At 66.9% G+C, this 13,056-nt stretch carries 8 protein-coding genes; 4 read left to right on the top strand and 4 right to left on the bottom strand.

Annotation, left to right across the window (positions count from 1 at the left end):
- Positions 1–5 precede the first annotated feature (5 nt).
- The 4 genes from pgaA to KR541_RS28340 form a co-directional block, all read right to left on the bottom strand.
- Positions 6–2,519 carry a poly-beta-1,6 N-acetyl-D-glucosamine export porin PgaA gene (gene pgaA / locus KR541_RS28355; RefSeq protein WP_216089944.1) on the bottom strand — a complete coding sequence of 838 codons (2,514 nt, stop codon included), beginning with the start codon at positions 2,517–2,519 and terminating at the stop codon, positions 6–8.
- A 104-nt stretch (positions 2,520–2,623) separates the two neighbouring features.
- On the bottom strand, positions 2,624–3,382 hold the full coding sequence (locus KR541_RS28350; RefSeq protein ID WP_050018024.1) for a hypothetical protein: 759 nt from the start codon (positions 3,380–3,382) through the stop codon (positions 2,624–2,626).
- Positions 3,383–3,434: 52 nt separating this feature from the next.
- Positions 3,435–3,860, bottom strand: a complete 426-nt coding sequence (locus KR541_RS28345; protein ID WP_050018025.1) for a hypothetical protein — start codon at positions 3,858–3,860, stop codon at positions 3,435–3,437.
- A 634-nt stretch (positions 3,861–4,494) separates the two neighbouring features.
- On the bottom strand, positions 4,495–5,490 hold the full coding sequence (locus KR541_RS28340) for a LysR substrate-binding domain-containing protein (RefSeq protein ID WP_050018026.1): 996 nt from the start codon (positions 5,488–5,490) through the stop codon (positions 4,495–4,497).
- A 583-nt stretch (positions 5,491–6,073) separates the two neighbouring features.
- On the opposite strand from KR541_RS28340, the gene KR541_RS28335 reads away from it, so the two are divergent.
- The 4 genes from KR541_RS28335 (at position 6,074) to KR541_RS28320 (ending at position 13,018) form a co-directional block, all read left to right on the top strand.
- Positions 6,074–7,489: a circularly permuted type 2 ATP-grasp protein gene (locus KR541_RS28335; protein WP_050018027.1), complete on the top strand. Its 1,416-nt coding sequence runs from the start codon at positions 6,074–6,076 to the stop codon at positions 7,487–7,489.
- Positions 7,490–7,553: 64 nt separating this feature from the next.
- The gene (locus tag KR541_RS28330; protein WP_050018028.1) at positions 7,554–8,495 is read left to right on the top strand and encodes an alpha-E domain-containing protein; all 942 of its coding nucleotides are present in this window, start codon (positions 7,554–7,556) and stop codon (positions 8,493–8,495) included.
- Positions 8,496–8,503: 8 nt separating this feature from the next.
- Positions 8,504–9,511: a transglutaminase family protein gene (locus KR541_RS28325; protein ID WP_216089943.1), complete on the top strand. Its 1,008-nt coding sequence runs from the start codon at positions 8,504–8,506 to the stop codon at positions 9,509–9,511.
- 93 nt (positions 9,512–9,604) lie between these two features.
- Entirely contained in the window at positions 9,605–13,018 is a 3,414-nt protein-coding gene (locus tag KR541_RS28320) for a transglutaminase family protein (RefSeq protein WP_216089942.1), read from the top strand.
- The last annotated feature ends 38 nt before the right edge of the window (positions 13,019–13,056 follow it).

The raw sequence follows: 13,056 nt of genomic DNA, 5'->3' as shown, positions 1-13,056 counted from the left end.
CCTTGCTAGAACGGCAGGTTGAGCGACAGGAAGCCGGTTTCGGAGCGCTCGCGCTGGCCGTCGTATGCGTGACTGCTGACCTCGACGCCGTAGCTCAGCGTGATGTCGTGCTTGAACGTCCACGCGTGCTCGAGGCGCGCGCTCCACAGCGGGCTGGTGCCGAAGCCGCGCTCGTTGTACACGCCGCCCGACACCGACACGCGCTGTTGCAGCCCCACGTCCCCCTTCTTGAACAGCGTCAGCTGATGCATCACGGTCGCGGCGGCCGCGTAGTCGCGACCGGGGCTGAAGTAGGGCGCGTCCCGGCGCGTGTTGCTGTCGGTACCGAGGTTCAGCGAGACGTTGACGAGCTGGTTCGCAGCCGTGTACACGCGCTGCGTGGCGGTCGCCGCGATCTCCTGGTGGAAGTTCGAATCGCTGTAGCGGCTCACGCCGTAGCTCAGCCTGACCTGGCGTCGGTCGTTCTGGCGATACACGACCTCGACGTTCGCGGAGCGGCCCCAGATGTGCGCGGCATACGCCTTCCACGGCAGCGAGTTGTCGTTGGTGTCGAGCCCGGCGCTGACCGTCCAGTAGTCGTTCAGCGCGTACGCGATCGTCCCGCGGCCGCCGGTTCGACCGTCCCCGCCCATCGAGCGCGTGACTTCGCCCAGCACCGTGAGCGGCCCATGCCGGTAGTCGCCGCCGATGCCCGTGCGCGTGCGGCTGAGGTTGCCGTCGTCGGTCTGCGCGAAACCGTAGAACGTGTGCGAAAACACGCGCCAGTTGTCGCCGAACGGTTGCGAATACACATAGCTGTCCGACGTGAAGCTGTTGTTGGCCAGTGCGCTGTTGCCGTGCTCGAAGCTCAGGTCGGTCGTGAACACCGGGCTGCGGTACGCTTTGTAGTCGCGCTTGAAGCCGCGCACGGCGCCGCTGTCCGGGAACGTGTTGCCGAGCGTCTGGTCGACGGTCTTCGCGGTCGCGTAGTCGTCCGCCACGAGCGACGCGCGGCCGAGGCCCGCGAGCATCTCGACGCTGTCCGGGTGATCGGTCAGCGACGCGCGATACATCGAGATCGCCTGGCGCGGATGCGACTGGCCCGATACGGCGTCGGCGTGCGCGGCGCGGATCTCCGCGTTGAACGGCACCTGCTTCTCGAGTTCTTCGAGCGCGGCAATCCCCTGGTCGACGTGTCCGGTGAAGATCAGGTACTGCGCGCGCAGCCGGTAGTAGCGCAGATAGTCGCTTTCTCCGGGACCGACGTTGGTCACCTGCTTGACCGGCGGCAGCGACTTCTCCATGTCGTCGAGCACCTGTTTCGCTTCGGGCGCACGCGCCTGGTCGACGTACGACCAGAACAGCCCTTCGCGCAGCTCGATCGGCTGCGTGCGGGCGCCGTACTGGAAGCCGCGGGTCGCGCGATCCGTCGGCGACGCGGTCGCCTGCTGCAGCGCACGCGCGTAGACGGCGTTCGCCTTGGCCGGCTCGCTCAGGTACAGGTAGGCGTCGCCGACGGCCGCCAGCGCGTCGATAGAGATCTCCGCATTCGACGGAATCGTCTCGAACGTCGCGACGGCCGGCTTCATGTCGCCGCGTGCCGCAAGGGCGACGACCCGATCGCCCGCGAGCGCCGTGCGGACCGGCGTGTACTCGGGTGTGGCCGGCATCCGCTTGTCGAGGTCGTCGGCCGCGCGCAGCGCGTTGTCGAGCCCGTCGAAGCGGTCCGAACTCGTCATCGAACGTGACTTGTCGCGTCCGCCGCGAACCTGCTGGCGAATCGACAGTTCTTCGAGTTGCGCGATGTCGACGGCGGAGAACGCATCGGGGCGGGCCTTCGCTTCGTCGAGCGCCTTGACCGCGCCGCCGCTCGTCGCGAGGCCGAACACGTCGTTGCGGACCGTCGCGACGTCGGCGGTGCGCAGATTCGGCGCCTGGACGTCGGGCCCTTGCGATCGCTGGATTGGCTCGCCGGGAAGTTGCGCGCCGGGTGACTGTGAATTCGGTTGCGGGGACGACGGCGGCTCGGCGCCGGATGGCTGGGTCATGGGCGTGGGCGAATTCGGCATCGGCGTGCCGGACGCCTGCGCGGTGAGCGTCGGCGTAGTCGGTGGCGTGGGCGGTGTGGGCGGTGCGGCGGTCGCGGTTTGGGCGGGCGGCTGCGGTGCATCCGACGTCTGCGCGCGTGGCGCCGACGTATCCGGCGGCGCGGTGTCGACGAATGCCTGCGCAAGCAGCATCGGCGCATTCGACGATGGCCCGCTCGGCTGCGGCGCGTCGGGGTCCACCACGACCGTGGTCGGCATCGCCGGGTTCGATCCCTGCGCGATCTGCATCGACGTATCCGACGCCTGCGCGATCGGCGTCGGCGCTTGAGGGGGCTGCGTACCGGAACCCTGGGCGACCTGCGGCTGCGCGTCGCCTTCGCCGGCAAGGCATGGGCCGGACGCGACGAGCAGGCACAGCAGCGGCGCATGCAGGAGGATCCTCCGGGTCGGCGGAACGACGGTGGTGCATTGTTGTTGACGATTGTTAGCCACGGTGTCTCCTCACTTTGAAACGATCACATCGGTTGCACGCCCGACGGCGCGCGTCGCCGGCCGTCATGCCGCCGGGCGGCAAGGCCCGGCGACATCCGGCCCGCTCACAAGCGGTTGCGGATCGCTTGTCCAAGCAGCGCGCGCGATTCGCTGTTCTTCGGATCGATGGCGAGTGCACGGCTCGCGTTTTGCTCCACACAGCTCCATTCGTCGATCTGTGCGCACCAGCGCGCCTTGGCCAGCGCGCGGGCGCCTTCCAGCTCTTCGTGTGTGACGCTGGTCGCTTCCATGTGCGACGTGCCGGCGAGATACGATTGCGGTTGCTGTTTCGGCACGGGGTCGGGGTGTTTTCTCGTGCGCGCCAGCGCCTGTGAACGGGATGTCCGGTGCGCGTCGCCGGCGCGCGCCGTGCGCCTGGCGGCCGACGCGGCGTGCGGCTCGGCCGCGAGCTTCGTCGCCGGCACATGCGCGGGGCGCATGGGTTTCACGTCGGAACGGGCCGTCGTTTGCGGCGGTACGGGCGGTTCGGCTGCGGCCGACATGGCCGGCGTCGCCGAGGCAGACGGCGGAATCGGCCCGGCCTGCGCGACCGTCGCCGTCGAGCCCGCGGGCGCCGCGGTGCCGGACGCGCCGCCCGTTGCCGCCACGATGAACTCGCGGTACTTGCCGGCGGCGTTTTCGATCACGCCGGCGATATCGTGCGTCACGCTCGCATGGCCGATCCTTGCGTCTCGCTCGACATACGCGAAGGCACCGAAGATCGCGGCAAATGCGGCGACGCTGAGCGCCGCATTCTTTCCCGGACCCCACGAGGGTTTCGGCTCACGGGCGGGCGAGTCGTCCGGTCGTTCTGCACGAGGCATTCAAGGCTCCTTGATTCGATACGTTCGACGAATGACGCGATCGGCGCGACGCTCACCATCGCAACTGCGTCGTGAGCGTGCCCGTCTCGACGATCGCGAACTGGGTTGCTCCCTGATAGGTTCCTTCGACCCGGTAGCTCGCATCCGGCACGCTGAACAGGCAGCGCGATCCCGATGCATTGAATTCGACGAGCACGCGCCCATGCCGGCGCAGGCGCACTTGCACGTTGGAGAGCGGCTGTCCGGTGCTCTCCGACAGGAAAGACACGCCCAGGTTGTACGGGCGTCCGTCAGGCGGAAGCGGCGCGGTACCGTCGATCCGCGCGTCACCGCAGATATACGAAATCACGTACCGGTTCGCCCCCGGCCCGGACGCCGGCGACGAAGCCGCCGGTGTCTGGGCCATGACGTTCATGCAGAGCGTGGAAAGCACGGCGCTCAGGAAAGGGCGAGCATGTTGTCGAAGCGAGGGTGACATTGCAATCTCCCGTCCAGACGCGATGACGCGCATCGACGCCGAGTCGAATTTGCCAACGTTCTTTTTGCGACACGCTATTGATACACGATGGTTTTTGAACCAACAACTGCGTGTGGCCCGAATGGGACGAAGGGAAAGATCCTATCTAAACAGGATAAGGACGGATTGGTGAGGATTTCTTAATTCTGAATAAAGTCGAGAATTCCGAACATGGAAATTGCTCGTCGGTAGCGATGATCGAGCACGCTTTGAATCACGTCGGAGGTATCGACTTTCGTGCCGAAAAATAACGACTGATAAAAGAAACTATTGCACCTGTATTCAAGGCGAATCGATGAAGGTCCGAGTACAGGTCGTGGATTGTGAAATGAGGGTGCGACGTTTTTGATCATCCCGGCAGTTACAGGTAAATGGAAACTTGTGTAACAAGGTATTTCTGTCTGGAAAATCTCGCTGAATATTCTTACTTAATACCGAAAACAGTAAAAAATACGATGTGAATTCGCAAACGTTTGCGCTTTTCCGCAGATCGATTACAGGTCTGCAAGGGATTTTATGGCGTCGGACGGGATTATCGATTGCTATTGAAACCACGCGCATTCGCGCCGTGGATGCTCACGGCGCGAATGCGCGATCAGCGGCTGCCGCCCGCGCTTCGCCGCGCGCTGCGCATCGCCGGCGCGGCCGCCTCTTCGGTGCCGATCGCGCCGTCGAGCGCCGTGCGCGGCCGGTTCATGATGTAGGCCCACAGCTGTTCGGCCGCGAGCCCGCGCTTGCGCGCCGATCGATACAGGCGGATTTCGAGTTCGGTGATCCAGTCGCCGGCGCCCGCGCACACGAGCGTGCCGTCCACGAGCTCCTTCGCGACACAGCTTTCCGGGAGCCAGCCGATGCCGTGCCCGGCCACGACCATGCCTTTCAGCGCCTCGGACATGTGCGTCTCGAAACACCGGTGCAGCACGTACGGCTCGGTCGCGTTCAGCAGCAGCATCTCGACGATGTTGCCGAGAAACGCGCCCGACGAATACGCGAGCAGCGGCAGCGGCGCGTCGGGCGTGCCGGGCAGCTGGAACACCGGCTTGCCGCGCGCATCGGGCGACGACACCGGCAGGATCCGCTCGACGCCGAGGCTGACGAACGGGAAGTGGTTCGGATCGAGCACGATCGGCAACTGCGGGTGGTGATAGCCGAGCAGCAGGTCGCATTCGCCTTCGACCAGTTGCTGCACGCCCTCCGGCACGTTCACCGCATTGACGCGGGCCGTGACGTGGCCGACCTCGCTATTGAGCTGCTTGAGCCATTCGGGAAACAGCGTGAACACGAGCGTGTGCGCGACGGCGAAGCGCACGACCTGGTCGCTCGCCGCGAACTGGTCGTAGCCGTTCACGAGATTGCGCGCCGCATACATGCTGCGCAGGATGTCCGCGGCGAGCCCACGGAACATCTGGCCGGCCGGCGTCAGCGCGACCGGGTTGATGCTCCGGTCGACCAGCTTCGCGTCCATCCAGGTTTCAAGCGCGGCGATTCGTCTGCTGAATGCCGACTGCGTCAGGTGCCGGTGACGCGCGGCCCGGGAAAAGCTCTTGGTATCCGCCAGGCTCAGGAAATCTTCCAGCCACTTTGCTTCCATTTCGATCTTCGCTTTTTATAGTCGGGCGCCTGAAAGGCGGCGCCGTCTGCTGCACCAACGTTCTAGCGTACCGCGCATCGCGCCGGTCGGGCCGATGTTTTTTTTCGATCGGTGTCAGTCGAAATATGCATGGGCGTTGTCGGCGGGATTACGGCTGCATAGCGTTGAGGGGCCGGACCGGTTAACCGGACAGTTCACCGCGTCGGACTGTCCCGGCCGCCCGGACGGCACTTCCCCAGGGCCGGCTGCGCCGTGTGCGTGCCGGCCCGCCCCGTTCACGGTCGTTCCGGGGGCCCGGCTCGCCGTTTTTGGTGCAGTGCAGATTGCACATTCGTGACACGCGGGGGAACTATGTTCGTCGGACGCGGCGCAGCATCGGCCGTGTGCGCTCGCGGCGCACCGCCAGCGCCCGTCGCGCCCGACGTTGCACCGTTATGGTGCGCAATGCCGCGCAGGCGTGCCTGCACGGCGCAAAACAGGGGGATATCGAAGGGATCGAGCAAGGCACGTTCCTTGCAAAGCAATCAGTACGCCGGTCCGGCATGCGCAATGCCGGGGAAAACGATCGATGGAGAGAAGATCGATGAAGCCATTCGATGAAATGCTGCAATCCGGCGACATGGTGAGGGCGCCTTACGCGCGCCTGAAACAATGGCTCGACACGCAGGATCCTGCGAGCCTCGCCCAGAAGGCCCACGACGCGGAAGGCGTGTTCCGCAAGACAGGCATCACGTTCGCCGTCTACGGCGACGCGGAAGCCGCCGAGCGGCTGATTCCGTTCGATATCGTCCCGCGCATCATCTCGGGTTCGGAATGGAGCCGGCTGTCGCTCGGCATCGAGCAGCGCGTGATGGCGCTGAACGCGTTCCTCGACGACATCTACCACCGCCAGGAAATCGTGCGCGCGGGCATCGTGCCGAAGCACCTGATCGCGCACAACGAGGCGTTCATCCCGGAGATGATCGACTTCCGGCCGCCCGGCAACGTTTACACGCACATCATCGGCGTCGACATCGTGCGCACCGGCGAGAACGCGTTCTACGTGCTGGAAGACAACGCGCGCACGCCGTCCGGCGTGTCGTACATGCTGGAAAATCGCGAAACGATGATGCAGCTTTTCCCCGAGCTGTTCCAGCAGGTGAAGGTGCGCCCGGTCGAAACCTATCCGCAGATGTTGCGCCAGTCGCTCGCGGCCGTGTGCCCGCCGGGCGGCAACGCCGACAACCCGACCATCGCGGTGCTCACGCCCGGCATCCACAATTCCGCGTACTACGAGCATTCGTTCCTCGCCGACCAGATGGGCGTGCACCTCGTCGAGGGCAGCGACCTGCAGGTGATCGACGGCCGCGTCGCGATGCGCACGACCGAAGGTTTCCAGCCGATCGACGTGCTGTACCGCCGCGTCGACGACGCGTTCCTCGATCCGCTCACGTTCCGCCCCGACTCGGTGCTCGGCGTGGCCGGCATCATGGACGTGTACCGCGCGGGCAACATCACGATCGCGAATGCGCCCGGCACCGGCATCGCCGACGACAAGGCGATCTACTCGTACATGCCGGAAATCGTCGAGTTCTACACGGGCCGCAAGGCGCTGCTGGAGAACGTGCCGACCTGGCGCTGCGGCGAGGCCGACAGCCTGAAGTACGTGCTCGCGCATCTCGACGAACTGGTCGTGAAGGAGGTGCACGGCTCGGGCGGCTACGGGATGCTGGTCGGGCCGTGCGCGTCGAAGGCCGAACTCGAGGCATTTTCCGCGAAGCTGCGCGCGCGTCCCGCGAACTACATCGCGCAACCGACGCTCGCACTGTCCACGACGCCGATCCTGACCGACGCCGGCCTCGCGCCGCGCCACGTCGACCTGCGACCGTTTGTGCTGGTGTCGGACCGGATCCGCATCACGCCCGGCGGGCTCACGCGCGTCGCGCTGCAGGAAGGATCGCTGGTCGTCAACTCGAGCCAGGGCGGCGGCACCAAGGACACCTGGGTGCTGGCCGACTGAGCCGGGCACGACCGCGCGCGCCGGAGTCGGCGCGCGAACCGAACGAAGACGGAGTGGACACGAGATGCTTCTGGGACGTACTGCAAGCGGTCTCTACTGGATGTACCGCTATATCGAGCGCGCGGAGAATATCGCGCGCATCGTCGATGCCGGGCTGCGGATGGCGCTCACGCGCACGGCCGACGCGCCGGCCGAATGGTCGTCGGTGCTCGTCAGCTCGGGCGCGGACGACGGCTATCGGGAGAAATACGACGCGTATGCGGCCGATACCGTGACCGACTACCTGCTGCGCGACCGCGACAACCCGTCGAGCGTGCTGTCGTGCATCGAGGCCGCGCGCTCGAACGCGCGGATGGTGCGCACGGCGCTCACGCGCGAGGCGTGGGAAAGCGTGAACGGCGCGTGGCTCGCGCTGCGCCGCGCGTTCGCGCAGCCGGTGCCGGAAAGCGAGCTGCCGGCCGTGCTCGACCAGGTGAAACGCGAAACCGCGCTGATTCTCGGCAGCTTCTACAGCACGATGCTGCGCAACGAGATCTTCGATTTCGCGCAGATCGGCGCATTCATCGAACGCGCGGACAACACCGCGCGGATCATCGACGTGAAATACCACCTGCTGCTGCCGTCGGTATCGCACGTCGGCACGATCCTCGACAACTACCAATGGGAGACGATCCTGCGCTGCGTGGCCGCGCATCGCTCGTACCGCTGGGTGTACGACGTGCAGTACAAGCCGCTGAACATTGCCGACTACCTGATCCTGAACGGCCGCATGCCGCGTTCGCTGCGCTATTGCTACGGGCGCGTCGTATCGAGCCTGAACCTGCTCGCGAAGGATTACGGCGTGACACACCCATGTCACGACACGGCCACGAAGATCCTGCAAATGCTGTCCGATACGTCGGTCGAGCGAATCTTCAAGAGCGGCCTGCACGAGTTCCTGACCGACTTCATCGGCCGTAACAACAGCCTCGGGCTCGAAATCGCCCAGGCTTACAACTTCGACTGAGACTTGCCATGCGACTCGCCATCCGACACATTTCGCGTTATCAGTTCGACGATCAGGCCACCCACGCGCTGCAACGGTTGCGGCTGCGCCCGCAGTCGGGCCCCGGGCAGACGGTGCGCGCGTGGCAGGTCACGATCGACGGCGTCGAGCCGACGCTGTCTTACGCCGACGGGCTCGGCAACCGGATCGACCTCGTGCGCCACGATCGCGGCGCGAAGGCCGAGATCGTCGTCGTGGCGGCCGGCGTCGTCGAGACGCAGGACCGCTCGGGCATTATCGGGAATCCTGAAGGCTATGCGCCGCCGTGGATCTTCGAGCGCGAAACAGTGCTCACGAAGGCCGGCGACACCGTGCGCGCGCTGACCGACGCGCTGCCGATCGAGCCGCACGGCCTCGACGCTTTGCACTGGCTGATGACGGAAGTGCACGGCCGCATCGCGTACGCGCCGAACCTGGCCGCCGACGCGCCCGTCGATGCGGAAACCGCGCTGCAAAGCGGCGAGGGCACGAGCCGCGACCATGCGCACGCGTTCATCGCGGCCGCCCGCGTGCTGAAGATCCCTGCGCGCTACATCTCGGGCTACGTGCTGGCCGACAGCGCGATGCAGCGCATCGCCGATGCGAAGCAGAATGGGACCGACGTCGAGGACGAGGAAGCGCTCGCGCTGCAGAGCGGCGACGGGATGCAGCAGGTGCTCGGCGCATCGCATGCCGCGCAATCGCAATCGCAAGGGCAATCGCAGTCGCAATCCCAGGGGCAGCCGCACGCGGCGCTCGGCGCGCAGCCGCAAGCCACGGCGCTGATGCAGCAGCCGGCCGGCCATGCGTGGGCGGAGGCCTATGTCGAAGGGCTCGGCTGGGTCGGTTTCGACCCGTTCATGAACCGTTGCCCGGACGAACGCTACGTGCGCATCGCGGTCGGCCTCGACCATCGCGACGCGCAGCCGGTGACGGGGCTCGGCGCGACGGCCGTCGGCGTCGAGATCAGCGTCGTGCAGACGCCGGAACTCGTCTGACCCGCGGCGCGCCTTCGCCGCATCCGCCATGCCGGGCCGCCGCGTCGCAAACGACGCGGCGTGCGCGGCCGGCCCAACCCGACTCGAGCTCCCATGTCCATCCACGTCGCGCTGCATCACACCACCCGCTATCGCTACGACCGGCTCGTCAACCTCGGCCCGCAGGTCGTGCGACTGCGGCCCGCGCCGCATTGCCGGACCCCGATCCTCGCGTATTCGATGACGGTCGAGCCCGCGCAGCACTTCATCAACTGGCAGCAGGATCCGTTCTCGAACTATCTCGCGCGGCTCGTGTTTCCGGAGCGCACCGAGCACTTCGAGATCACGATCGATCTCGTCGCCGAGATGTCGGTGTACAACCCGTTCGACTTCTTTCTCGAAGCGAGCGCGGAGCAATACCCGTTCAGCTATGACGACGCGCTGAAGACCGAACTCGCGCCGTATCTCGCGTGCGACCCGCAGACGAGCGCCGCGCCGCTGTTTCGCGCGTATCTCGACGGCGTCGACCGCACGCCGGCCGGCACCGTGAACTTCCTCGTCGCGCTGAACCAGCAGCTTCAGCGCGACATCGGTTATCTGGTGCGGATGGAGCCGGGCGTGCAGACGCCCGTGCAGACGCTCGAACTCGCGTCGGGCTCGTGCCGCGACAGCGCGTGGCTGCTCGTGCAGCTGTGCCGCCATCTCGGCATCGCCGCGCGCTTCGTGTCCGGCTACCTGATCCAACTGACCCCCGACGTGAAATCGCTCGACGGCCCGAGCGGCACGTCGGTCGATTTCACCGACCTGCATGCATGGTGCGAGGTCTATCTGCCGGGCGCCGGCTGGATCGGCTTCGATCCGACGTCGGGCCTGCTCGCCGGGGAAGGGCATATTCCGCTTGCGTGCACGCCGCAGCCGACGAGCGCCGCGCCGGTCGAAGGGCTGATCGACGAGTGCGAGGTGTCGTTCGAGCACGAGATGAGCGTGACGCGCGTGTACGAATCGCCGCGCGTGACGAAGCCGTACACCGAATCGCAGTGGGAGGCCGTGCTCGCGCTCGGCACGCAGGTCGACGGCGCGCTGGCCGCCGGCGACGTGCGGCTCACGCAGGGCGGCGAGCCGACCTTCGTGTCGATCGACGATCGCGACGGCGCCGAGTGGAACACCGACGCGCTCGGCCCGACCAAGCGCGGCTATGCGACCGAACTCGTGCAGCGGCTGCGCGCCGAATACGGCGACGGCGGCTTCCTGCATTTCGGGCAGGGCAAGTGGTACCCGGGCGAGCAACTGCCGCGCTGGGCGCTGTCGATCTTCTGGCGCGCAGACGGTCAGCCCGTGTGGCACGATCCGTCGCTGTTCGCCGACGAGCGCGAACCGTCGTCGTACACCACCGACGACGCGAAGCGCTTCATCGATGCACTCGCTGCGCGGTTGAGCCTGAGCGGCGAATTCATCCAGCCTGGCTACGAGGACGTCTGGTATTACTTGTGGCGCGAGCGCCGGCTGCCCGTCAACGTCGATCCGTTCGATGCGCGCCTCGACGACGAGCTCGAACGCGCGCGGCTGCGCAAGGTTTTCGAGCAGCAGCTCGACAGCGTGGTCGGCTACGTGCTGCCGGTCAAGCGCACGGACGACGCGCCGGGCCTCGACGGGCCGCGCTGGCAGACGGGCCCGTGGTTCTTCCGCGACGAGCGGATGTATCTCGTGCCGGGCGATTCGCCGATGGGCTATCGGCTGCCGCTCGATTCGCTGCCGTGGGCGGCGCGCGCCGACTATCCGTACCTTGTCGAGCGCGATCCGTTCGCGCCGCGCGACGTGCTGCCGGACGCCGCCGCCATTCGCGCCCGTTACGCGGGCCCGGCCGACGCGCCGCGCTATCTGGCCGGCGTGCATCGCGAAGCGTCCGCGCAGACCGTGATGCAGTGGCGCGACGACGGCACGGCCGCGAGCGGCCGACCGGACGCCGCGGATCCGCATCGCCGGCCCGAGCGCTTCGAATCGGCCGCGTGGATCACGCGCACCGCGCTGTGCGTCGAAGTGCGCAACGGCATCCTGTACCTGTTCATGCCGCCGCTCGCCGCGCTCGAGGATTATCTCGACCTGCTCGGCGCGATCGAGCTGACCGCCCACGCACTCGGCGTGAAGCTCGTGCTCGAAGGCTATCCGCCGCCGCGCGACGCACGGCTGAAGCTGCTGCAGGTGACACCGGATCCCGGCGTGATCGAGGTGAACATCCATCCGGCCGCGAGCTTCGACGAGCTCGTCGACCACACCGAATTCCTGTACGACGCCGCGTGGCAATCGCGGCTGTGCAGCGAGAAGTTCATGGTCGACGGGCGGCACGTCGGCACGGGCGGCGGCAACCACTTCGTGCTCGGCGGCGCGACGCCGGCCGACAGCCCGTTCCTGCGCCGCCCCGATCTGCTCGCGAGCCTGATCGCGTACTGGCACAACCATCCGTCGCTGTCGTACCTGTTCTCGGGGCTGTTCATCGGGCCGACGAGCCAGGCGCCGCGTGTCGACGAGGCGCGCAACGACCAGCTTTACGAGCTCGACATCGCGTTCGCGGAGATCCAGCGCAACAAGCTGCTGTTCGGGCAGGACATGCCGCCGTGGCTCGTCGACCGCGTGCTGCGCAACCTGCTGATCGACGTGACGGGCAACACGCACCGCAGCGAGTTCTGCATCGACAAGCTGTATTCGCCCGATTCGTCCACCGGCCGGCTCGGCCTGCTCGAACTGCGCGCGTTCGAGATGCCGCCGCATGCGCGGATGAGCATCGTGCAGCAACTGCTGCTGCGCGCGCTGGTCGCGCGCTTCTGGGCCGCGCCGTACACGACGCCGCTCACGCGCTGGGGCACCGCGATGCACGACCGGTTCATGCTGCCGGAATTTCTTCAGATGGATTTCGACGACGTGCTGGCCGAGCTGCGCGACGCCGGTTTCGCGTTCGATCCGGCGTGGTTCGCCCCGCACTTCGAATTCCGGTTTCCGCTGTTCGGGCAGATCGCGGTGAACGGGATGGAACTGTCGCTGCGCGGGGCGCTGGAACCGTGGCACGTGATGGGCGAGGAAGGCGCGCCCGGCGGCACGGTGCGCTACGTCGATTCGTCGGTCGAACGGCTCGAAGTGCGTGTGACGGGGCTGAACGACAACCGGCACGTCGTGACCGTCAACGGCCGCGCGCTGCCGCTGCAGCCGACCGGCACCGTCGGCGAATACGTCGCGGGCGTGCGCTACAAGGCGTGGTCGCCGCCGTCGGCGCTGCATCCGACCATCGGCGTGCACGCGCCGCTCACGTTCGACATCGTCGATACGTGGCTGCAACGCTCGCTCGGCGGCTGCCGGTATCACGTCGCGCATCCGGGCGGCCGCAACTACGCGACGTTCCCGATCAATGCGTACGAAGCGGAGAGCCGCCGGCTCGCACGCTTCGTCGAGATCGGGCACACGCCGGGGCGGATGGAGGTCGCGGCTGCCGCGCCGAGCCGCGAATTCCCGTTCACGCTCGACTTGCGGCGGCCGTGATCGATCGATGACAGGGCGGACGACGATGCGCGGTTCGC

The organism is Burkholderia sola (assembly GCF_905400185.1).
Classification (GTDB): domain Bacteria; phylum Pseudomonadota; class Gammaproteobacteria; order Burkholderiales; family Burkholderiaceae; genus Burkholderia; species Burkholderia sola.
This window is presented reverse-complemented; position numbering and strand designations above follow the sequence as displayed.